The sequence below is a fragment of the Psychromarinibacter sediminicola genome, assembly GCF_029168335.1.
In the GTDB taxonomy this organism is placed as follows: domain Bacteria; phylum Pseudomonadota; class Alphaproteobacteria; order Rhodobacterales; family Rhodobacteraceae; genus Psychromarinibacter; species Psychromarinibacter sediminicola.
The window spans coordinates 1-21,517 of the sequence record NZ_JARGYC010000075.1 but is presented as its reverse complement, the minus strand read 5'-3'; the positions used below and the strand labels follow the sequence as shown (position 1 = coordinate 21,517).

Annotated in this window: 25 protein-coding genes and 1 pseudogene; 14 read left to right on the top strand and 12 right to left on the bottom strand. The window is 70.3% G+C overall.

Annotation, left to right across the window (positions count from 1 at the left end):
• From P1J78_RS20395 to P1J78_RS20360, 8 genes are all read left to right on the top strand, one after another.
• A partial coding sequence (locus tag P1J78_RS20395; protein WP_275569241.1) for a hypothetical protein occupies positions 1 to 792 on the top strand: 792 nt, incomplete at its 5' end.
• A 117-nt stretch (positions 793 to 909) separates the two neighbouring features.
• On the top strand, positions 910 to 2,055 hold the full coding sequence (gene glcE, locus P1J78_RS20390) for a glycolate oxidase subunit GlcE (protein ID WP_374213378.1): 1,146 nt from the start codon (positions 910 to 912) through the stop codon (positions 2,053 to 2,055).
• On the top strand, positions 2,052 to 2,933 hold the full coding sequence (locus P1J78_RS20385) for an alpha/beta fold hydrolase (RefSeq protein ID WP_275569240.1): 882 nt from the start codon (positions 2,052 to 2,054) through the stop codon (positions 2,931 to 2,933). The genes glcE and P1J78_RS20385 overlap by 4 nt, the downstream gene beginning before the upstream one ends.
• A 1-nt stretch (position 2,934) precedes the next feature.
• On the top strand, positions 2,935 to 4,224 hold the full coding sequence (glcF, locus tag P1J78_RS20380) for a glycolate oxidase subunit GlcF (RefSeq protein WP_275569239.1): 1,290 nt from the start codon (positions 2,935 to 2,937) through the stop codon (positions 4,222 to 4,224).
• Positions 4,225 to 4,293: 69 nt separating this feature from the next.
• Complete coding sequence (locus P1J78_RS20375) at positions 4,294 to 5,100, top strand: trypsin-like serine peptidase (protein ID WP_275569238.1); 807 nt, start codon at positions 4,294 to 4,296, stop codon at positions 5,098 to 5,100.
• Positions 5,097 to 5,927 (top strand): trypsin-like serine peptidase, encoded by an 831-nt coding sequence (locus P1J78_RS20370; RefSeq protein WP_275569237.1) that lies wholly within the window; start codon positions 5,097 to 5,099, stop codon positions 5,925 to 5,927. The genes P1J78_RS20375 and P1J78_RS20370 overlap by 4 nt, the downstream gene beginning before the upstream one ends.
• Before the next feature lie 27 nt (positions 5,928 to 5,954).
• A complete protein-coding gene (locus P1J78_RS20365; RefSeq protein ID WP_275569236.1) occupies positions 5,955 to 6,170 on the top strand; it encodes a hypothetical protein in 216 nt (71 codons plus the stop codon).
• 216 nt (positions 6,171 to 6,386) lie between these two features.
• Positions 6,387 to 6,857, top strand: a complete 471-nt coding sequence (locus P1J78_RS20360) for an Hsp20 family protein (protein WP_275569235.1) — start codon at positions 6,387 to 6,389, stop codon at positions 6,855 to 6,857.
• A gap of 130 nt (positions 6,858 to 6,987) precedes the next feature.
• Here P1J78_RS20360 and P1J78_RS20355 read toward each other — a convergent pair whose 3' ends face one another.
• A complete protein-coding gene (locus tag P1J78_RS20355; protein ID WP_275569234.1) occupies positions 6,988 to 7,632 on the bottom strand; it encodes a sugar transferase in 645 nt (214 codons plus the stop codon).
• Positions 7,629 to 8,441, bottom strand: coding sequence for an NAD-dependent epimerase/dehydratase family protein (locus P1J78_RS20350; RefSeq protein ID WP_275569233.1), 813 nt, complete (start codon positions 8,439 to 8,441; stop codon positions 7,629 to 7,631). Before P1J78_RS20350 ends, P1J78_RS20355 begins: the two co-directional genes overlap by 4 nt.
• Positions 8,442 to 8,676: 235 nt before the next feature.
• Between P1J78_RS20350 and P1J78_RS20345 the strand changes: the two genes are divergently transcribed.
• The 3 genes from P1J78_RS20345 to P1J78_RS20335 are packed head-to-tail and all read left to right on the top strand — an operon-like array spanning position 8,677 to position 11,143.
• Positions 8,677 to 9,282: a 2-dehydro-3-deoxy-6-phosphogalactonate aldolase gene (locus tag P1J78_RS20345; RefSeq protein WP_275569232.1), complete on the top strand. Its 606-nt coding sequence runs from the start codon at positions 8,677 to 8,679 to the stop codon at positions 9,280 to 9,282.
• Complete coding sequence (locus P1J78_RS20340) at positions 9,279 to 10,136, top strand: SMP-30/gluconolactonase/LRE family protein (protein WP_275569231.1); 858 nt, start codon at positions 9,279 to 9,281, stop codon at positions 10,134 to 10,136. The genes P1J78_RS20345 and P1J78_RS20340 overlap by 4 nt, the downstream gene beginning before the upstream one ends.
• Positions 10,137 to 10,138: 2 nt before the next feature.
• Positions 10,139 to 11,143, top strand: a complete 1,005-nt coding sequence (locus P1J78_RS20335) for an aldose epimerase family protein (protein ID WP_275569230.1) — start codon at positions 10,139 to 10,141, stop codon at positions 11,141 to 11,143.
• Between the two features lie 77 nt (positions 11,144 to 11,220).
• Here the strand turns inward: P1J78_RS20335 and P1J78_RS25595 are convergent.
• From P1J78_RS25595 to P1J78_RS20320, 3 genes and pseudogenes are all read right to left on the bottom strand, one after another.
• Positions 11,221 to 11,451, bottom strand: a pseudogene (locus tag P1J78_RS25595) (IS256 family transposase); the annotation flags it as partial.
• Positions 11,452 to 11,845: 394 nt separating this feature from the next.
• Complete coding sequence (locus P1J78_RS20325; RefSeq protein ID WP_275569228.1) at positions 11,846 to 12,247, bottom strand: alpha/beta fold hydrolase; 402 nt, start codon at positions 12,245 to 12,247, stop codon at positions 11,846 to 11,848.
• 3 nt (positions 12,248 to 12,250) lie between these two features.
• Positions 12,251 to 12,556 carry an oligopeptide/dipeptide ABC transporter ATP-binding protein gene (locus P1J78_RS20320; protein WP_275569227.1) on the bottom strand — a complete coding sequence of 102 codons (306 nt, stop codon included), beginning with the start codon at positions 12,554 to 12,556 and terminating at the stop codon, positions 12,251 to 12,253.
• A gap of 112 nt (positions 12,557 to 12,668) precedes the next feature.
• Between P1J78_RS20320 and P1J78_RS20315 the strand changes: the two genes are divergently transcribed.
• Positions 12,669 to 13,679 (top strand): LacI family DNA-binding transcriptional regulator, encoded by a 1,011-nt coding sequence (locus P1J78_RS20315; RefSeq protein ID WP_275569226.1) that lies wholly within the window; start codon positions 12,669 to 12,671, stop codon positions 13,677 to 13,679.
• Between the two features lie 52 nt (positions 13,680 to 13,731).
• Here P1J78_RS20315 and P1J78_RS20310 read toward each other — a convergent pair whose 3' ends face one another.
• The 7 genes from P1J78_RS20310 to P1J78_RS20280 form a co-directional block, all read right to left on the bottom strand.
• Complete coding sequence (locus P1J78_RS20310) at positions 13,732 to 14,592, bottom strand: endonuclease/exonuclease/phosphatase family protein (protein WP_275569225.1); 861 nt, start codon at positions 14,590 to 14,592, stop codon at positions 13,732 to 13,734.
• A complete protein-coding gene (locus P1J78_RS20305; protein ID WP_275569224.1) occupies positions 14,589 to 15,296 on the bottom strand; it encodes a glycerophosphodiester phosphodiesterase in 708 nt (235 codons plus the stop codon). Before P1J78_RS20305 ends, P1J78_RS20310 begins: the two co-directional genes overlap by 4 nt.
• Complete coding sequence (locus P1J78_RS20300) at positions 15,293 to 16,324, bottom strand: endonuclease/exonuclease/phosphatase family protein (protein ID WP_275569223.1); 1,032 nt, start codon at positions 16,322 to 16,324, stop codon at positions 15,293 to 15,295. The genes P1J78_RS20305 and P1J78_RS20300 overlap by 4 nt, the downstream gene beginning before the upstream one ends.
• On the bottom strand, positions 16,317 to 17,384 hold the full coding sequence (locus P1J78_RS20295) for an ABC transporter ATP-binding protein (RefSeq protein WP_275569222.1): 1,068 nt from the start codon (positions 17,382 to 17,384) through the stop codon (positions 16,317 to 16,319). Before P1J78_RS20295 ends, P1J78_RS20300 begins: the two co-directional genes overlap by 8 nt.
• A 139-nt stretch (positions 17,385 to 17,523) precedes the next feature.
• The gene (locus P1J78_RS20290; RefSeq protein WP_275569221.1) at positions 17,524 to 18,630 is read right to left on the bottom strand and encodes a carbohydrate ABC transporter permease; all 1,107 of its coding nucleotides are present in this window, start codon (positions 18,628 to 18,630) and stop codon (positions 17,524 to 17,526) included.
• On the bottom strand, positions 18,631 to 19,569 hold the full coding sequence (locus tag P1J78_RS20285; protein WP_275569220.1) for a carbohydrate ABC transporter permease: 939 nt from the start codon (positions 19,567 to 19,569) through the stop codon (positions 18,631 to 18,633).
• A gap of 105 nt (positions 19,570 to 19,674) precedes the next feature.
• Entirely contained in the window at positions 19,675 to 21,027 is a 1,353-nt protein-coding gene (locus P1J78_RS20280) for an ABC transporter substrate-binding protein (RefSeq protein ID WP_275569219.1), read from the bottom strand.
• Positions 21,028 to 21,072: 45 nt separating this feature from the next.
• Here P1J78_RS20280 and P1J78_RS20275 point away from each other — a divergent pair, with 45 nt between their 5' ends.
• Both P1J78_RS20275 and P1J78_RS20270 read left to right on the top strand, forming a co-directional pair.
• Positions 21,073 to 21,225: a hypothetical protein gene (locus P1J78_RS20275; protein ID WP_275569218.1), complete on the top strand. Its 153-nt coding sequence runs from the start codon at positions 21,073 to 21,075 to the stop codon at positions 21,223 to 21,225.
• A partial coding sequence (locus tag P1J78_RS20270; protein ID WP_275569217.1) for a hypothetical protein occupies positions 21,226 to 21,517 on the top strand: 292 nt, incomplete at its 3' end. It abuts the gene before it with no gap.

Below are 21,517 nucleotides of genomic sequence, written 5' to 3'. Positions count from 1 at the left end.
CCGCCGGCCCCTGTCCCGGCCGGCGGCGCCCCCCTGCCGGGCGCGGCCCGGCGCATTCTACCCGAAAGGAGTATGCACAAGATGTTTTCCCGCCTGACCGCCCCCGCCCTTGCCGCCGCGCTGGCGCTGACCGGCCCTGCCGGACCGGCCGCCGCCGGCTCCGGCCTGTCGCTGTACGACCTCGCCCCGTTCGGTCCGATGCCCGGGATCGCCCCCGACCTGCATTTCCACCCCGCGCCCATGCCCTTCCTCGGCCTTGGCGACGCAGGGCCGTCGCGGATGCCGGTGCCGGGCCGTGACGACGACGCGCTGGACCTGCTGCCCTTCGGCTTTCACCAGCTGTACCGCGACCACATGAAGCGCAACCGCGACTGGGCCGGGATCGGCCGCGACCTGCCGAACCGGACCTCGCCGCCCTATGTCGCGCCGCATCCGCGCCCGGACGTGCCGCTGATCCCGCTGCCGGAGATCGGCCCCGACGCGCCGCAGGCGGACGACCCGGAGACCGGCGCGCTGCCGGATATGCTGGAGATGTTCCGCGACGGCACCGGCAAGCTGGTCTTCGAATGCATCGTCGACGGCACGCCGCAGGAACTGCCGAACGACATCCGCATTTCCAACCCCTACCTGTTCCCCACCGATGCGGGCGTGACGCTGGACTGGTCGGCGCCCCTGGGCAACGACGGAACCGTCGAGCTGCCCGCGCTGGCGCCGGGCGAGAGCGCCTATCTGCTGGATATCCTGCCGCGCGGCATGGCGCCCGGCACGGTCTGTACCGCCGTCCAGCGCTGACCCCGGCGTTTCGACGGTTGCCCCTGCCCCGCCCCTGTGGCACTCCCTTCCCCCGGAAGGGTTGATCCGCCCCCCGCGCCTTGCGTCCGGGGGCGGGCGCCTGTCCGGGGGAGAGGCATGATCGCACCGACAACCGAGGCAGACCTGGCCGCCGCCGTGGCATCGGCGGACGGCCCGTTGCGCGTTCTGGGCGGCGGCACGCGGCCCGTGGGTCGGCCGGTGGCGGGCACGCCGCTGTCGGCGGCGGCGCTGTCGGGGGTGGAGCTGTACGAACCCGGCGCGCTGACCCTCGTGGTGCGGGCGGGCACGCCTCTGGCCGAGGTCGAGGACGTGCTGGCCGCCGAGAACCAGCGCCTGCCCTTCGAGCCGATGGATCACCGCGCGCTGCTGGGCACCGAGGGCACGCCGACCATCGGCGGCGTGGTGGCCGCGAACGTCTCCGGCCCGCGCCGGGTGCAGGCGGGGGCGTGCCGCGACTTTCTGCTGGGCGTGCGCTTCGTGGACGGCACCGGGACCGTCGTGAAGAACGGCGGGCGGGTGATGAAGAACGTCACCGGCTACGACCTCGTGAAGCTGATGGCCGGCAGCTGGGGCACGCTGGGCGTGCTGACCGAGGTGTCGCTGAAGGTGCTGGCGGGGCCCGAGGCCGAGGCGACGCTGGTCGCCCGCGGGCTGAACGACGCCGAGGCGGTGGCGGCGCTGTGCCGGGCGCTCGGCACGCCATTCGACGTGAGCGGGGCGGCGCATCTGGGCGACGGCGTCGCCGACGGGCCGCGCACGCAGGTGCGGGTCGAGGGCATGGCCTCGTCGGTCGTGTACCGGGTGGAGCGGTTGCTGGCGGAACTGCCGGGCTTCGTGGCCGTGGAGGGCGCGGAGAGCGCGAAGCTGTGGCGCGAGGTGCGCGACGTGACGCCCTTTGCCGGAGAGGCGGGGGCGGTCTGGCGCGTCTCGGTGAAGCCGACGGACGGGCCGGCCCTGACCGCGGCCCTGCGCGCGGCCGGGCTGGCGCATCGCGCGCTCTACGACTGGGGCGGCGGCCTGGTGTGGCTGCTGGTGCCGGAGGACGGCGATGCCGGGGCAGGCGCGGTGCGCGATGCGGTGGCCGCGCGCGGCGGGCACGCGACGCTGGTGCGCGCGTCCGAGGCCGTGCGGGCCGAAGTGCCGGTCTTCCAGCCGGAGCCGGGCCCGCTGGCGGCGATCGGCGCCGGGCTGCGCGCGCGGTTCGATCCGCGGGGCATCCTGAACCCGGGGCTGATGGCGTGACCGAGGAGCGACGCGATATCGCGGTGAACGGCACGACGCTGGCCGTGGTCCGGCAGGGGGCGGGGCCGCGCGTGCTGTTCGTGCACGGCTCGGCCTGCGACCACCGGGTCTGGTCGCGGCAGATGCCCGTCGTCGCCCGGCGTTACGAGGCGATCAGCTACAGCCGCCGCTATCACAAACCGAACGCGCCCATCGCGCCGGGCGAGGATTACGCGATGGCCGCCCATGCCGACGATCTGGAGGCGCTGATCGAGGCGCTGGCGGTCGGGCCGGTCCATCTGGTCGGGCATTCCTACGGCGCGATGCTGGCGCTGATCGTCGCCGGCCGGCGGGGCGCGCTCGTCCGGAGCCTGGTTCTGATCGAGCCGCCGGCCTTCACGCTGTTCACCTCGGACCCGCCGGGGATCGGCGAGCTTCTGGCGCTGCTGCTGCGCAAGCCGGCCCTGGGCCTCGCCCTGGTGAAATTCGGCGCAACGGCGATGGAGCCGGCCAAGAAGGCCGCGCAGCGGGGCGACATGGACCGCGCGTTCGACGTGTTCTCGCCGGGCGTCCTGGGCCGGGAGAGGTTCGAGCGCCTGACGCCGCTGGAAAAGGCGCAGTTCAAGGAAAACATCCTGGCCGAGGAGTTCACGGGCTCGGGCTTTGTCCGGCTCGACCCGGAGCGGCTGCGCGAGATCGACTGCCCCGCGCTCGTCGTGAGCGGCGAGGACAGCGTGCGCCTGTGGCAATTGCTGGCCGACGAGATCGCGGAACGGATGCCGCGGGCGCGGCGGCTGCGGCTTGCGGAGGCGTCGCATGTCGTGCAGGCCGACGCGCCCGAGGCGTTCAACGCGGCGCTCATGGAGTTCCTGGACACGGCCGAAGCGGCCCGGAGTTGAGATGCAGACGAACTTCACCGAAGACCAGCTTAAGGATCCGGCCACGGCGCGGTCGAACGAGATCCTGCGATCCTGCGTGCATTGCGGGTTCTGTACCGCGACCTGTCCGACCTACCAGGTGCTGGGCGACGAGCTGGACAGCCCGCGCGGGCGTATCTACCTGATCAAGGACATGCTGGAGAACGACCGGCCGGCGGACGCCAAGACGGTCAAGCATATCGACCGCTGCCTGTCCTGCCTGGCCTGCATGACGACCTGCCCGTCGGGCGTTCACTATATGCACCTCGTCGATCACGCCCGCGCGCATATCGAGAAGACCTATCGCCGGCCGCTGCACGAGCGGATGCTGCGCTGGACCCTGTCGCGCATCCTGCCCTATCCGGGCCGCTTCCGGCTGGCGCTGCTGGCGGCCAAGATCGGGCGGCCGTTCCGGCGGCTGCTGCCCGACCCGCGGCTGCGCGCGATGCTGGACATGGCGCCGAAGCAGGTGCCGCCCGTGTCGCGCAACGACGCGCCGCAGGTCTTCCCGGCGATCGGCGAGGAACGCTATCGCGTGGCGCTGATGACCGGCTGCGCGCAGAAGGCGCTGAACACCGACATCAACGACGCGACGATCCGGCTACTGCGCCGGCTGGGCTGCGAGGTGGTGGTGGCGCGCGGCATGGGCTGTTGCGGCGCGCTGGTGCATCACATGGGGCGCGAGGAGGAAAGCCACGCGGCGGCGGCGAAGAACATCGAGGCGTGGATGAACGAGGATCGCGCCGGCGGGCTGGACGCCATCGTCATCAACACCTCGGGCTGCGGCACGACGGTGAAGGATTACGGCCACATGTTCCGCAACGAGGCGCGCGCCGAGGATGCGGCGCGGGTGTCGGACCTGGCGGTGGACGTGACCGAGTGGCTGTCGCGCATCGGCCTGCCCGAGGGCGCGCCCAAGGAGATGCGGGTCGCCTATCACTCCGCCTGCTCGCTGCAGCACGGGCAGAAGGTGACGGCGGCGCCCAAGGACCTTCTGAAGCGCGCCGGGTTCGAGGTGGTGGAGCCGGCGGACGCGCATCTGTGCTGCGGCTCGGCCGGTACCTACAACCTGATGCAGCCGGAGATCTCGGCCAAGCTCAAGGACCGCAAGGTGCGCACGCTGGAGGCGAAGGCCCCCGACGTGATCGCGGCGGGCAATATCGGCTGCATGATGCAGATCGGCGGCGCGACCGAGGTGCCGGTGGTGCACACGGTCGAGTTGCTCGATTGGGCCACAGGTGGGCCGCGTCCGCCATCATTGTTCACGACTTGAGCCCAATCGCGCCGTAAACCGGCCCCAGCATCCCGTTACCCCTGATGGTGATCCATGACGGGGTGACGCATGAAACGCGGTCTGTTCTTTCTAGTCCTGCTGGCGATCTGGGCCAGCGACCTTCGGGCCGGGACCGAGACCGAACTGCGTGCGCTGATCACCCGCGACGACAGCCGCGGCTGGAACGCGGTGGGGCGGCTGAACTTCGGCGACGTGTCCTTCTGCACCGGCGCGCTGATCGCGCCCGACCTGGTGCTGACGGCGGCGCATTGCCTGTACCACCCGGGCACCGGCACGCGGATGCCGGACAGTGCGATCGAGTTCCTCGCCGACTGGCGCGGCGGCCGCGCCTCGGCCTATCGCGGCGTGCGGCGGACGGTGGTGCATCCGGGCTTCGACATCGCCAACGCGGATTTCGCCAGCCGCGTCACCTATGACGTGGCGCTGGTCGAGCTGGACCAGCCGATCCGCAACACCACCATCGTCCCCTTCGGCACCGAGGCGCATCCGGGACCGGGCACCGAGGTCGGCGTGGTCAGCTATGCCTTCGACCGCGCCGAAAGCCCGTCGCTGCAGGAGGTCTGCCACGTGCTGGACAAGCGCGGCGGGCAGCTGATCCTGGATTGCGAGGTCGATCTCGGCTCGTCCGGGGCGCCGGTCTTCATCCTGCGGGACGGGGTGCCGCAGATCGTGTCGGTCGTCTCGGCCAAGGCGCGGCTGGCGGGCATGCGCGTGGCGCTGGGGATGGATCTGAACCGGCCGCTCAGGGACCTGATGACGATGCTGGAATCGGGCGACGGGGTGTTCGGCGAGACCGGGCGGCTTTCGATGAACGCCAGCCGCGACGCCTCCGGCGCGAAGTTCGTGCGGCCATGAGGCGGCGGGCGGTTCTTTCGCTTCTGGCGCTGGTGCTGGCGGGGCCGGCCCCGGCGCAGACTTCGGCGCTGGAACGGCTGACCCAGCGCGACGACCTGTTCGGCTTCGAGGCCGTGGGGCGGCTGGACGTGGCGCAGGCGGGCTACTGCACCGCGGTGCTGATCGCGCCCGACCTGGTGCTGACGGCGGCGCATTGCGTGATGGACCGGGCCGGGCGGCGCTATGCCACCGAGCTGCGGTTCCGGGCGGGGCTGCGCGACGGGGCGGCGGTGGCCGAGCGCGGCGTGCTGCGGACCGTCGTGCATCCCGATTACGACATCCGCGCGCGCTCGACCGTGACGCGGGTACGGCACGACGTGGCGCTGGTGGTGCTGGACCGGGCGATCCCGGCCGCCGTGGCGGCGCCGTTCAAGGTCGCCGCACCGTCGGGGCCCAGGGCCGAGGTGAGCGTGGTGTCCTATGCGCTGGGGCGCGACGACGCGCTGTCGCGGCAGGCCGTCTGCCACATGCAGGGGATGGTGGAGGCGCTGTTCGCCTTCGACTGCGAGGTCAGCTTCGGCTCCTCCGGCGCGCCGGTCTTCGAGAACGGCGGGCGGCGCGGGCGGATCGTGTCGCTGATCTCGTCGGGCTACCGCGACGACGGTCAGGCCGTGGCCTTCGGCCCGGAACTGCCGGCCCTGGTCGGGCGGCTGAAGCGGCAGCTGGCGAGTGGCGAAGGCGTGTTCCCCGCAGAGGGGTTCGACGCGCGCCACCTGAGCGTGGGCGACGGCAACCGGGGCGTGTTCGGCGAAGGCAACGGCACGGGGGCGAAATTCGTCCGGCCCTGAGGGCGGGACGGGCAGAGAGGTGATGGAATGGCGAAGGAAGCCCTGATCTGGTTCGTCGTGACGGTGCTGCCCGGCGGCGAGTTCGAGGCGCGGCCCTACGAGTTCGAACGCTCCTGCCGGGTGGTCGCGGAGGCGTTCCAGCGGATCAACGAGCAGGTGGACAACGGCAAGCAGAGCTATTGCAGGCGGATGACCGAGCGGCAGCTGGACGCGCTGGCGATGCCGGAGGCGATGCTGCGCTAGGCCGGCGCCTGCGCCGGCGGCGGCGTGCGGTGCGGCAATTCCGTTTCATGTCAGCATCTTGCCGGTCTGCGCCGGGCCGGCGCCGAAGGTCTTGAAATCCCTGTCACCGCCTCCCAGATTCCGAACTGCCGGATGCCCATGCGGGGCCGGCGCAACCGAAGGCCCGTCCGTGAAGGAGGGCCGGACATATAGTTGTCGCTCAATGGAGGATGACCCATGCGTAACTACGATCTTGCACCGCTTTACCGTGCAACCGTCGGCTTCGACCGCGTCGCCGACCTGATGGACCGGGTGCTGACCCAGGACGTCGCCCAGCCCGGATATCCCCCCTACAACATCGAGAAGACGGCGGACGACGCCTATCGCATTTCGCTGGCCGTGGCCGGCTTCACCGACGAGGAACTGTCGGTCGAGGTGCGCGAGAACGCGCTGATCGTGTCGGCGAAGAAGGCCGAAGAGGATCAGGGCCGCACCTATCTGCATCGCGGCATCGCCACCCGCGCCTTCGAGCGCAAGTTCCAGCTGGCCGACCACATCCGCGTGACGGGTGCCGTGCATGAGAACGGCATGCTGCACATCGACATGGTGCGCGAGATCCCCGAGGCGCTGAAGCCGCGCCGGATCGAGATCGCCGGCGGCAACACCGTCGAGCACAAGGCGGCGGAAGCGGAGAAGGCCGAGGCCTGATCGGCCGGTCTCGGACCGCTGACACGGTCCGATCCGCTGGGGGGATTTCATCCCCCCAGACCCCCCTGATCGTATTTGGAACGAGAAGAAGCAGGGGCGTGGGTGCGGATGCGTCCGGGGCCGTTCGCCGCTACCGCCGCGGCCCGAACAGGCCGCAGGAGCGCAGGTCGCGTCCGGCGGCGCGGGCGGCGGTCATCGCGATCAGCCGCAGGTCCATCGCCAGCGACCGGCGCCGCTGGTAGATCAGGTCCAGCGCCGCCTTGCGCGGCACGCAGCGGCGGGCATAGACCGCATCGGTCTCGATCGCCGTGCGGCAGGGAGCCAGCAGCCGTTCCTCGTGCCGATGGTAATAGAGCGTCGCCAGCCCGGTGATCCCCGGGCGGCTTTTCAGCACCTCGCCGTAGAGCTCCGGGAACCGTTCGACATAGATTCGCAGCGGCGGGCGGGGGCCGACGAAGCTGATATCGCCGCGGATCACGTTCCAGAGCTGCGGCAGTTCGTCCAGCCGCCTGCGCCGCAGCACCCGGCCCGTCCGCCTCAGCCGCTGCAGCTTGTCGCCGCCCGACACCCCGCTGTCGCCGTCGACCGGCGTCATGGTGCGGAACTTCCACAGGCGGAACGACGTCTCGGGCGTCCGCATCCGCTCGGCGCCGTACAGCACCGGCCGCCCGTCGCGCAGCAGGATCAGCGCCGCGACGACCAGCGCCACCGGCGCCAGCGGCACCGCCAGCACCAGCGCCAGCGCGAGGTCCATCGCCCGCTTGCCCGGCGTCATGCGGCCGCCGCCTGCCGCCAGCCGGCCACCAGATCGGCCGCCGACCGCTCGGGGAGTTCGACTAGCGCCCGCAGGCGCGACAGGTCCATCGCCACGCGCGGCACAGCCCCCGCCGGGGCCGGGCGCGGCGCCCACGCGACGCCCGCGACGTCCAGCAGCGCGCCCATCTCCACCGGCGGGTTGGTGGCCAGGTTCATCACCTCCGGCAGGTTCGGCCGCGCCAGCAGCCCCGAAAGGATCGCCGCCAGCGTCACCGGGTCCACACAGGACCGCGCCGGCGTCGTGCCGTCGGTGAAGCGGTCCAGCCCGATCTCCCGCCCCGCCGCCAGGGTCCGGAACAGGCTGTCCGCGCCGACGACATTGCCGAGCCTGAGCGCCGTGACCGCGACGCCCCGCTCGGCCCCCAGCGCCAGCGCGCGGCGCTCCATCTCCAGCTTGGACGCGCCGTAGCCGCCGGTCGGGGCGCAGGGGCCGTCCTCCGCATGCGGCCCCGGCGCCGGGCCGTAGACCGCCATCGTCGAGGCCAGAAGCACCCGGCCGCAGCCGGCCCGCGCCGCCGCCTCCACCGCCGCGAGGCCCAGCGCGACGTTCGGGGCGAAATCCTCTGCCCCCGGCGTCGCGCCCGCCAGGCACAGCACCGTGTCGGCCCCGGCCATCGGATCGGCCAGCCGCACCGGCCCGTCGCCGAGCGTCCAGGCGACATCCGTCCCCGCCCGCGCCTGCCGGACGACCGGCGGGCCGCGCCAGACGCCGCGCAGCAGCCGGCCCACCCGGCTGTCTGCGCCCATGATCAACAACTTGCCCTGCATCGCCGCGTCCCGGTCCCGAGGTTTCCGGAATACCCGGCCCCGCCGCGCGATCAACCCCGCTGGCGGCGCGATGGCGGCCCGATGGCGACTCGGCGGCAACATTCCCGGCCTTATCGGCCCGTCCCCGGGAGCTTGCTTGACGAAGTCGCGGGGGTTCTGCAAGCCTTCCGCTGACGGGGGGCCAGGCCGCTGCCGCCTGGCCACGGCCGCCCGTCCAGTGGGGGAGTGCGCCGGCATGAGCCGCAATCTGATAGCCATCCTGCGCGGGATCGCGCCGGAAGACGCCGCCGCGACGGCCGACGCGCTGATCGCGGCCGGCATCGACCGGATCGAGGTGCCGCTGAACTCGCCCGACCCCTTCGACAGCATCGCCGCGATGGTCGAGGCGCATGGCGCGCGCGCCACCATCGGCGCCGGCACCGTCCTGACCGAGGACGAGGTCGCGCGGGTGGCCGAGGCCGGCGGCCGGCTTGTCGTGTCGCCCAACGCCCATGAGCCGGTTGTCCGCGCCACCCGGGCGCGCGGGCTGCAGAGCTGGCCGGGCGTCTTCACCGCCAGCGAATGTTTCGACGCGCTGCGCTGGGGGGCGACGGGGCTGAAGATCTTCCCGGCCGCGCAGTTGGGGCCGTCCGGCCTGAAGGCCCTGCGCGCGGTGCTGCCCGCCGGCACCCAGGTCTTCGCCGTGGGCGGCGCCGGGCCGGAGAATTTCGCCGAGTGGCGCGCGGCCGGCGCGGACGGTTTCGGCCTCGGCACCGCGCTCTACCCCGAGGGCGCGCCGCCGGCCGAAACCGCCGCCCGCGCCCGCGACATCGTGGCCGCCTATGACGAGGTTTTCGCATGAGTGCCGAGGTCTTCGACAACCGCCGCTGCGAGCTGGGCGAAGGCCCGCTCTGGCACCCGGAGCGGCAACAGCTGTTCTGGTTCGACATCCTGTCGGCGCAGCTGATGACCCAGACGGACGGCGCGCCGAGGCGCTGGCAGTTCGACGAGCTGGTCTCGGCCGCCGGCTGGGTCGACCGCTCGACCCTGCTGATCGCCAGCGAGACCCGGCTGATCCGCTTCGACCTGGATCTCGGCGACGAGACCACCGTCTGCCATGTCGAGTGCGACGACCCCGCCCGCCGCTCGAACGACGCGCGCGCCGACCGGCAGGGCGGCTTCTGGATCGGCACCATGGGCAAATCGGCCGAGGACGGCGCCGGGATCATCTACCGCTACTACAAGGGCGAGCTGCGCCAGCTGGTCGAGGGGATCAGCATCCCGAACGCGATCTGCTTCTCGCCCGACGGGACGCTGGCCTACTACGCCTGCTCGCGCGCCGCCACCGTCTGGCGCCAGCCGCTGGACGGCGAGGGCTGGCCGAAGGGCGACGCGGAGGTGTTCCTCGACCTCTCCGGCGACGGCCACGCGCCCGACGGCGCCGTCACCGATGCCGAGGGTAATTTCTGGAACGCGCAATGGGGCTCGTTCCGCGTCGCGGTCTACTCGCCCGAGGGCAAGTTCCTGCGCGCCCACGACGTGCCGGCCAAGCACTGCTCCTGCCCGGCCTTCGGCGGCGCCGAGCTGCGCACGCTCTACGTCACCTCGGCGCTGGAGTCGCTGGACCCCGAGGAAGCGGCGCGGTCGGAGAACGGCATGACCTACAGCATCGACGCCGGCGCGCAGGGCGTCGCGGAACCGAAGGTGATACTCTGAGAATGGCGGACACGGTATTCGGAACGACCGCGGCGGGCGAGACGGTGCACCGCCTGATGCTGGGCAGCGGCGAGCTGTCGGTGGCGCTTCTGACCCACGGCGCGGTGATGCAGGATGTGCGGCTGGCGGGCGTGCCGCATTCGCTGACCGTCGGCAGCCCGGAGATGGCCGCCTACGAGGACAAGATGGCCTCCTGCGGTGCGCTGATGGGGCCGGTGGTGAACCGGATCACCGACGCGACGGTCGAGATCGACGGCCAGACCTACGAGCTGGAGAAGAACTTCCTCGGCAAGCACACGATCCACGGCGGCGCCGCGGCGTTCCACCACCGGGTCTGGGAGATCGTAGACCAGGGGCCGGACCATGCCGAGCTGCGCCTGACGCTGGCCGACGGCGAGGGCGGGCTGCCGGGCAACCGGGCGTTCACCGCGCTGTTCGAGATCCGGCCGCCCTCGACCATCCGGATGACGCTGCGCACCGAAACCGACGCGCCGACGCCGGTGAACCTGGCGAACCACAGCTACTGGCGCCTGGACGACGCGCCGACGGTGAAGGGCCACGTGCTGCAGGTCGCCGCCGACCGCTACACCCCGCGCAACGACGACACCGAGCTTCTGCCGACCGGCGAGATCGCCGACGTCACCGGCACGCGCTTCGACTTCCGCCAGGGCCGCGAGCTGGTGGACGGCGCCGAGGGGCTGATCGACAACAATCTCTGCCTCGGCGACCGGCGCGTGCCGCTGCGGCCGGTGGCCTGGCTGACGGGGCAGTCCGGGCTCCGCATGGAGATGGCGACGACCGAGCCGGGGCTGCAGGTCTTCGACGGCCATATCCTGGGCCTGCCCTTCATGGGCAACGACGGCGCCGAATACGTCCCCTACGCCGCCGTGGCGCTGGAGGCGCAGTTCTGGCCCGACGCACCGACCCATCCGAACTTCCCGGACATCACGCTGCGGCCGGGCGAGGACTGGGAACAGATCACCGAGTGGCGCTTCCTGAAGGAATAACGCCCCCGGCTTCGTCTTGGCTGAAATACTCCAGGGGGCTGGGGGGACCAGTTCTCCCGGCATGGACATGCACGTCCTACGTGGCCGATCCCGGTCTGGATGGACCTCTCCGGTCCCGCGCCGTGGTGAACGACGCGCTACCGACCGTACGGCAGGCGCTCATCGACGACCTGCTCGACAAAACTCGCGGCCTCGGCCTGCAGCGCCGCGGCCGACATCTACCGCGCTGCGTCGCGCGCGATTTCTGTGAGCGGGGCTATGACTGATCCGGGCCGGTGAAACGAGGTGATCGTGGTACCGTATCCCATGGCGTATCGCTCCTTTGGGAGGGTCTGGCGGGCTTCGACACCCCGCCACGATACGGCGCCCTCTCAGGCCGCATCCCCAAACTCAGTCGTCGTTCTCGATCTGCCCGAACCAGCCGCTCAGGATCGACCCCGACATCGTCGACCTTCTAGAGCGGCGGGCAATGGCCGCATTCCGGCAGTTCCTCCCAGCCGCGAACCCGGCAATAGGGCGTGCATTCTCCGGCTCTCGTCGGGTGCGACGATCGGATCGCTCTGGCCTGTCAGGATGAGCACGGGGCACGCACAGTGCGACAGGTCCGGCCGCGAGTCCGGACGCGACACGACCGCATCGATCTGCGCCTCGAATGCCTTGAGCCCGATCGTCTCGGCTGCACCGACGAGCGCCTTGCGAAGCTCATCCGCCAGCAAGGCCGGGCGGTAATAGGCACTTCTCGAGGTTGGCCGCCTGGTAGCGCCGCATGCCGTCAATGCTGGCAAGATCCAGCGTCTCCTGCCGGCCCTGTCGGGCGGCTTCGGACTCGGGGGCGGCCGTGGTCGAGATCAAGGTCAGGCTGAGCAGCCGCTCGGGCGCCCGACGCAGGATCTCGAACGCAATGTAGCCGCCCATCGACCAGCCCACGAGGTGGAATCGCGTCGGCGATTGATGCAGCACCGCATTGGCCATCGCCGCCATCGTGTCGGCCCGCCGATGGCCGAAAGGAACGACGAGGGGATGTGCGCCGACAATGCGCTGGCAGAGCGGCAGCCAGGACGTGCCCTCGGCCTGTGGGCCGGGAACGAGAACAACGGGTTCCATCGGTCAGACAGTCCCCGCGCGCGCTTCTGCAACGCGATGGCAGGCCGTCCTGTGGTCCGCCCCGTCGGGGAGCAGGTGCGGCACCTCGCGCGCGCACCGGCCGTCGGCCAGTGGACAGCGCCTGTGGAAATGGCAGCCCGGCGGCGGGTCGAGCGGGTTCGGCAGCTCTCCGCGGGGCAACGCGCGGCTCTCCGGGTTCGACGGCTTCGGATGCGGAACCGAGTCGATCAGCATCTGGGTATAGGGGTGCTGCGGCCGCTCGAAGACCTCTTCGGCCGGCCCTGTCTCGACGATGCGCCCCAGATACATGACGGCGACTCGGATCGCGTCGCCGAACCACAGGGCGAACTGGCGCCAGAGCGGCTGATCTCTCGTTGAGTAGCCCGGGACCGGCGTCGGGAGCCCCGTGGGAGGTAAGCGTATGGCGACGATCAGGGATGTGGCCAGGCTAGCAAATGTGTCCCCGACGACCGTGTCGGCCACGCTGAGCGGTTCCGCAGCCGTCAGTGAAGAACTGAAGAAACGGGTCATGGACGCCGTGCACCGCGCCAACTATCAGCCTGATCGGAACGCCCAGAGCCTTCGCCGCGGCGTCTCGACCACGATCGGGCTGATCGTTCCGGATATCGTCACACCGTGGGCCTCTCACCTGGCGAAGGCCACCCAGCGATCGTTGTCGGACCGCGGCTACAACATGCTGCTGGCCAGCAACGAAGACGATTCCGAGCGCGAATTCCGCGATATCGACCTGATGATCAGCCACCGGGTTGCCGGCCTGCTGATTGCACCGACCAGCCTGGGAGAGGGCTATGCCGAGCGGTTTGCCGCCTCGGTCAGCTGTCCGGCGGTGCTGGTCGACAGAATTGTCGCCCCCGAGCGGTTCGATGTCGTGGTTGACGATAATCGGCTCGGCGGGCGCATGCTGGCCGACTACCTGTTGCGCTGCGATCACCGGCGCATCGGGATGCTGGTGGGCCGCGCGGGAATCTCGGCGTCCGACGAGCGGTTCGAGGCGGTGTCGGAGGCGCTCTCGACGGAAGGCGCTCCCCTCTCGCCGGACCTGACGCGCCACGGCATTCACACGGTCGACCAGGCCTACTCGGCCGTTCAGGAACTCATGACCGGTCCTGACCGTCCGACCGCGATCATTTGCATCTCGCATCACCAGGGACGCGGCGCGATGGCGGGGTTGAAGAACATGGGGCTGCCCGTTCCCGATGCCGTGTCCGTCATCAGCTTCGACGGCTTCAACCCGGATGAGGGCTGGCACCCCTCCATCACCTCGCTGGTTCAGGACACCGCCACGCTCAGCAATCTGGCGGTCGGGCGGCTTCTGGAGCGCATCGGTGGCGCGGCGGACACCGCGCCGGATGTGATGCGCGTGCGGCCGACCCTGCGGGTCGGGGAGTCCTGTGCCACCGCGCGCCGTTAGGTGGCGCGGAGACAGGGAGAAGCGCAGCTTCCGCAAGCGCGAAACGGGCCGGTCAGCCGAACTCCACCCAGACCGGCCAGTGGTCCGACCCCGTCGCCGTGTCGTCGATATGTGCGTCGCGCACCCTGTCGGCCAGGTCGCTCGAGACGAAGCAATGGTCGATCCGGGCGCCCGCGTTCGGATGCGTCGATCCGGCCGCCTCGTCGTGGCCCGCCAGCACCCAGGCGTCCAGCGGTCCCATCCGGTTGGTCAGCCGCCCGAACGCCTTCGCCTCGCCGCCGACCAGGCGGGTGTATTCCTCGGATCCCGGGCGAAAGTTCATGTCGCCCATCAGGATCCACGACGCCGGCATCGGCGGTGGGGCCTCCTCGGTCCAGCCCGCGGCCGGGTCGGGATGGCCGCCGCACCATGCCCCGCCCTCGAAGGGCGCCGTGTCCAGGATGTCCCGGATGCGGTCGATCTGCGGCAGCCGGGTGAACGGCGACAGGTGGCTCAGATGCACCGAGTACACGCGCACCGGCCCAAGCGGTGTACCGATGACGGCCTCCAGCAGTCCCTGCTGGATCGAGTGATGCTGCCGGTCGCCCCATTTCGGCAGCGGGAAGTTGCGCGACGACAGGATCGGCCAGCGCGACAGGATCATGGTGCCGAACTGCTTGCGCCGATGCACCACGCGCCCCTCGGCCTCGTAGCCCGCATCCATGTCCAGGTTGGCGCCGTAGACCCAGTGATGCCCCGGCAGCGCCTCGGCCAGGGCGGCGGGGCTGTCGACCATGCCGCTGCGCGCCCAGTGCCGGTCGACCTCCTGAAGCGCGATGACATCCGCCTCCGCCACCTCTCCCGCGATCCGGGCCAGGTCGTAACGGCCGTCGGCCCCCAGACCGTACTGGATGTTGTAGCTGACGCATTTCATGCGGCATCCCTCCGGATGCGGGCGGCGATCTCGGGATGATCGATGTTGAGGTACTCCAACCCGAGCTCCATCGCGGTGCGGAACACCGGAAGGTCCAGGTGCGGCGTGTGCACCATGATCTCCAGCCCCAGCTTCCGCGCCGCCTCCAACCGCGAGGCGCGCAGGTCGGGCGCGTGGAACTCCAGGATCGCGGCGCCCGTGGCCCGTGCCTCGGTCAGCTCGGTCAGGTCGCGCCAGTTGACCATGCGCTTCAGCCAGGGCGCGGCCTCGGCCAGCGCGGCGCGGATCGCCGGGTTCTCGGAATAGGTGAAACACCGCTCGCGCAGCCCGGCGCGGGCGATCGTCCCGGCCACCGCCTCGACGTCGGCAGCCTTGACCTCCACGTAGAAATCCACCTGATCCGTCAGTGCGGCAAAGAACGCGTCGAGCCGGGGCAGGGGTTCGCCGGCAAAGTCCGCCCCGTACCAGCCGCCGGCGTCCAGCCGGTCCAGCGTGGCGCTGTGGGTCTCGGCGATCGGCCCGTGCCCGTCCGTGGTCCGCTCCAGCGTCGCGTCGTGCAGCACGTAGAGCACTCCGTCGCGCGATTGCCGCACATCCAGCTCCACGATATCGCCGCCCAACCGCGCGGCAGCCCGCCCGGCGGCGACGGTGTTCTCGGGCGCGTGACGGCAGGCGCCGCGGTGACAGACGATCCGCGTCTTCACGGCGTGATCCTCGCCGAAACGAGCTCGTGGTCCGACAGGTAATCGCCGTCCTCCGACAGCGCCGGCACCACCGCCGGGGCGCCGGCCGTCACGCCGCGGGTGAACAGCCAGTCGAGCCTGCGCAGCGGCCGGTCCCGCGGCGCCCAGGGCGGCAGACGGGTGGTCGTGGCCCCGGTGTTCGCGTGGCGCCAGTCGAAGCCGTGCGCCGCGAAGGTGGCAAAGCAGGGCTCCACCGCCGCCGGGTCCGGCAGCATCTCCGGCCCCGCCGGCCCCGCGTCGCCCAGGTCCCGCGTGTTCAGATCGCCGCCGACCACCGCCGGGCCCGCGCCGTAGAGCGCGTCCAGCGTCTCCAGCAGTCGCGCGATCTGTGCTTGCCGGCCTGCGGCGTCGCTTTCGCTTTCCAGGTGAACCGAGGCCAGCGTCAGCGGCCCAGCGCCCATGTCGATCCGCGCGCCCATCGCCATGCGCCCGCCGACCCGGTACTGGCCGTCGTTTTTCGGCGCGCGCAGGAACCAGCCGCCGCCGTCGTCCAGCGGGATCAGCGCCACCTCGCGCAGCGGCCAGCGCGACAGCAGCGCATTGCCGTGCAGCCCCTGCGCGTTCGGCGTGTCGCCGAACACCTCGGTCTCGCGCAGGTCGCCCGCGCCCAGCTCCACGAACTCGGTGCCGAAGGCGTACCCGACCCCCATCGCCTCGGCGAGGTCGCGGGTCGTGTGCCGCTGGCCCGACCGGGCCATGCCGTGGTCCATCTCGGTCGCCAGCACCACGTCCGCTCCGGCCCGCCGGATCAGCGCGGCCGACGCCGCCACGTTCTTGCACCGCTCGATGTTCCAGGCGGCGACGGTCAGCGCCTCTGCCGTCCGCGCCGGGCCGGGCGGCTGTGCAACCTCGACCGTGGACAGGCAGGGCCAGGCCGCCATGAACTCCGCATGGGCGGCGGCCGATCCCCGGGCCGCCGCGGCCGCGTCCCGTTCCTGCGGCGACGGCGCGGTCATCGCGGCGATGGCGCGCGTGACCGGCCTACGCATGGGCGGCCTCGGGCAGCGACGCGCGGGCCCCGGGCAGGCGCCGTCCGTCCGGGCCGAACAGGATCGTGTCGGCAGCGTCGAACTGCAGGTGCATCAACTCGCCCTCATCTCGTGCCGGGGCCGCGATCGGCTCGATGAACCGGATCGTGCCGAAATCGGTGTAGGCGGTGGTCATCCGCTCGCGTCCCATGGGTTCCACATGGGCCACGCGCGCCTGCAGCCCCCGCTCGGCGGGGTGCAGCATCTCGGGGCGCAGGCCCAGCGTCACCGTCCCCTCGGCGCCCGTCACGGCGATCCGCGCCGCGCCCGCGCGGATCGCGCCCTCATGCACCGTCGCCTCGATCAGGTTCATCGGCGGCGACCCGATGAACCCCGCGACGAACCGCGTGTCGGGTCGCAGGTAGAGATCGTCGGCGGTGCCCACCTGCTCCACCCGTCCGTTCGCCATGCAGACCACCCGGTCGGCCATCGTTGTCGCCTCGATCTGGTCGTGGGTGACGAGGATCGTGGTCACGCCCAGCTCCCGCGTGATCCGCCGGATCTCGGCGCGCATCGACAGGCGCAAAGTCGCGTCGAGGTTCGACAGCGGCTCGTCCAGCAGCAACAGGTTCGGCCGCTTCACCAGTGCGCGGGCCAGTGCCACGCGCTGCTGCTGCCCGCCCGAAAGCTGGCTCGGCCGCCGGTCCAGCAGCTCGCCCACCTGCACCAACTCCGCCATCTCGCGGGCGCGCCTGTCCGCATCCGGCACCTTCTGGAACCGCAGCGGGAACAGGATGTTCTGTAGCACGCTCATGTTTGGATAGAGCGCGTAGGACTGAAACACGATGCCCACGTTGCGGCTGCGCGCCTCGACATCGTTGACGCGGGCGCCGTCGAAGAAGATGTCGCCGGCGGTGGGCCGGTAGACGCCCGCCAGCATGAACAGCGTCGTGGATTTGCCGCAGCCCGAGGGGCCCAGGATCGCGGTGAACTCGCCGTCGGCGATCGACAGGCTCATGTCCGCCACGGCCGTGGCGGCATCCCAGGACTTGGTGAGGTTGCGAAGTTCTACGCGGGCCATGTGCGGGTCTTTCCGTTCGCGGTGTCGATCTGCGGGCGGAGGGCGAGAGGGGGCGCTGCCCCCGTCGCTGCGCGACTCCCCCGGAGTATTTCCGCCAAGATGAAGCCGTGCCGGCGGGCGCGGCGGAAACGCGCGGGTCTCATCCCTTCACGCCCCCCAGCGTCATCTGCGTCAGGTATTTCTGGCAGAACAGGTACAGCACCAGCGACGGAAGGATGTAGAACACGCTCACCGCCGCCACGAGGCCGTAGTCGACGCCCATCACGTCCTCGGCCACGTAGTAGAGGTAGGTCGACATCACCCAGAAGGAGTTGCCGGTCCTGAGCGCGGTGACGAAGACGTACTCTTCCCACCCCTTGATGAAGCCCAGCACCGCGATGGCGATCAGCCCGGCACGGACCTGCGGAAGGACGACCATCCGGAACGCCTGGCGGCGGCTGGCGCCGTCGGTCATGGCCGACATCTCGATGTCCCAGGGCACGGCGTCGAAGAAGCCCTTCATGATGAAGATGAAGAACGGCAGGTCGATGGCCGTCAGCACCAGGATCGGGCCGGACAGGGTGTTCAGCAGTCCCACCCAGAAGATCACCAGGAAGATCGGGATGGTCAGCATCCAGGGATGGAACACCTCGAGGATCAGGAGGCCCTGCAGGAAGCCGCTGCGCCCCCGGAAGGCGAAGCGCGACAGGTAGTAGCCCGCGAGCGTGGCCACGATCACCTTCAACAGCATCGAGGTCGTCGCGACGTAGAAGGAGTTGGCAAAGGCGGTCCAGACCCATGGGAACTGACCGCCCGCCGTCGCCGCGCCGCGGATGTCCTCGATCAGGTTGGGGTTCACCAGGAAGCGGTAGTTGTTCAGGTGCAGCGCCTCGCCCACCATCAGGTAGAGCCCCAGCGCCGCCGCCGCCAGCAGCGCGCCGCCCGCGATCCATCGCTGTTTCCGCCTGGGCAGCGCCACATGCGCCGCGCCGTAGGCGAAGGTCGCCGGCACAAGAACCGCGCAGGCCCGCCACAGCACGTCCGACTCGACGCCGCCGGTGCGGGCGGAAACCGAGATCACGAACATCCAGAAGAACGGCAGCACGATCGGCACTGACACCAGCGTCAGGAAGGCGATCAGCAGGCCGTTCTTCCACAGCCGCGCGCGCCGGGACTGCCGCGCCAGCATCTCCCAGTCGGGCCGCGCGGGCGCCTCCACGCGGATCGGCGTGCCGGGGGCGCCGGCGGTGATCTCGCTCTGCGCCATTCAGTGCACCTCAATCCGCGGCCGCGCCAGCAGCGCCTTCATGTTCGCCAGCCGGTAAAGGATCAGCGCCACCGCGACCCCCACTACGATCAGGATCAGGGTGATGGCGGCGCCGTAGGCGTACTGGCCCGATCCGATGTCGGGCGCCAGCGTCTTGGTATAGGCCAGCATCGCCATCGTCATGGTCGACCGCGCCGGCCCCATGATCAGGAATATGTACTCGAACGACACCAGCAGGGCGAGCGCCTGGAACACCGTGATGTAGGACAGGGGCCAGCGCAGGTGCGGCAGAACGATGTGCCGCACGACGGACAGTGACCCGGCCCCGTCTGCGCGGGCGGCGTGGAACAGGTGCTCGGGGATCGACCGGATCGCGCTGGTCAGGATCAGCATCCCGATGGACGCGCCGATGAACCCGTTGGCGAAGACGATCAGCACCATCGGCGCGTCCAGCTTCATGTTGATCGGCGCGATCCCGAACACGCCCAGCACCTGGTTCAGCAGCCCCCGCTCGGTCGGGTCCACCGACCACAGCCACAGCAGCGCGTAGACCACCGACGGCGACATCCGCGGCAGAAGCCAGATCGCCCGGTAGATCCCGCCCAGCCAGTCGGGCAGGGCGGTGGTGGTCAGCGCCAGCACCAGCGCGAAGCCCACGTTGAAGATCGTCAGCGTGCAGGTCACGTAGACCGCCGTCAGCATCAGCGCCTTGTAGAAGGAATACCGCAGCTCGAAGCCGAGAAGCGCCTCGTCCGACGGCGTGGCGATCTTGCGGAACTGCTCGGTGGTCAGATCGTCCACCGTCAGCGTCTGGCTCATGTCGGTGAACGCGACCACCAGGTCGACGCCGATCGGGATGACCAGCAGGGCCACCAGGAACAGGCAGGCGGGCCCGAGGAAGACCAGGGCATTGGTGGCTTGGCGGGTGGCACTGGACATGCGGCAGGTCTTCGTCGGTACGATAAGTGTCGGGGCGGGCGTCCCCCTCCCCCGGTCGGGGGAGAGGGGGAAGGGCACGGGGGCAACCGCCCCGCACCCGGTGGATCAGTCGAGGATGATCACGTCGTCACCCAGCTCGATCTCCATCTCCTCGATGACGAAGGCGGTGGCGTCCTCGGGGCTCATCTCGCCGGTCTCGACCGCCTGTACGCCCATGAAGGTGATCGCGTTGTACTGGCCGATCTTGGCGTGGTTCGGCATGAACTCGGCATAGTCCAGCATCGGCGTGCCGGCGATCAGCGCCCAGCCCTTGTCCTGGAACTCGGGCATCGCGGTCTGGCCGTAGTTGATCGGCGTGTGGTTGGTCGTCACCGCGTGCTTGGTGTTCGGCACGTGCTGCGACGCCATGGCGACGAGCATCGCGGCGATGTCCTTGTTCTCGGTGTCGCCGACCACGTAGACGATCGGGTGCGAAAGGTTCTTCGGCTCGCCGCCTTCCTCGCCGGCCGGGGCGTGGATCCAGGTCAGCTTGTCGAAGTACGCGTCGGCGTTCGACAGGTCGAAGGCCTCCATCTGCGCACCCACGTTCCAGATGCCGTGGAACTTGCCCATCGCCTTGCCCGAGCGGAAGGCGTCATGCACCGAGTCCCAAGTCCAGGTCGTCAGGTCGGCGGGCAGCGAGCCATTGTCGACGCAGTAATCCAGCCACTCGTAATAGTCCTGCAGGCCAGAGCGGGTGATCTGCAGCCTGGCCTCCTCGTCGTTGTAGATGTCGATGCCGAAGGCGGCCATCGCCATCTGGAAGTCGGGGCCCACATTCGGGCGGTGCACCCAGCCGTATTCGGCGGCGCCGCTATCCACCGCCTCGGCGGCCAGGTCGCACCAGTCGTACATGGTGAACTCGCCCGCCTCGACGCGGCCCTGCAGGTTCGAGATGAACGCCTCGTCCTTGCCCATCTCGCGCAGGATGTCGTTGTTGACGAAGAACATTCGCACCTCGCTGTCCTGCGGGATGCCGTAGCGCTCGCCCTTGTACTTCACCGCGTTCCACAGCGACGGGATGATGTCGGCATACATCGTCTCGTTGGCCGCGATATGCTCTTCGAGGTTGGCGGCGAACTCGGCCTCGACGAAGGACCCGATCCACTCGTGCGCGGCCACCGCGATGTCGGGCGTCTCGCCCACCGAATGCGCCTTCAGAAGGTCGAGCGCGTCGGCGTCGAAGCCCTTGGCGTTGGTCTCGATCAGCTCGACCGTCACCCGGGTGTCCGCGCCGGCGGCCTCGAACATCCGGTTCAGCTGTTCGGCCGCGTCCATGATGTTGCCGGCGCGCAGCGGGCCGGAGCGGTCGGCGCGTGACCACAGCGTGACGGTAACGTCCTCGGCCGCGACCGGCGCGACATGGGCGGTGGTGGCCAGAAGTGCCGCAGTGGCGGCGGTCAGAATGGTGCGTTTCATGGGATCCCCCTGTAGGTCCGCAAATCAGACGCCAGGAGACTGGGATTGGCACATGACCGTGATGTGAAGCTGGCGATACATCCGTATGAATTCGCGGGGCGCCGCGGCGAACTGGCCCCGGCAGAAGGGGCCGCCGAAAAGCCGATCTACCTGGCGATCCGCGGTCACGAGAAAACGTCAAGGACCGTCAGAGGGTGAGTGGCTTTCGCTGATCCGGCGGAAGGGGAGCATGAGAGCGTGCATCTCGTCTCGATCAGCCAAGGTCGCGTCCACCGTATCGTCGTGGCGCGCGGTACGCGCGAAGGCAAGCGGATCAATTTTGCTCTCCCTCATCCGGTCGCCCCCGGCGCAAAGGGGATCGGGGTCGTCCCGTGGTGCAATGGCACTGACGCGACCAGCATCTGCGCCTACGACCTGACGCGCTGCCAGGCCACCCCGCGCGGCGGACACGCGAGTCTCAGCCTCAAAGTCGGCCCGACTGGCCCCGTCG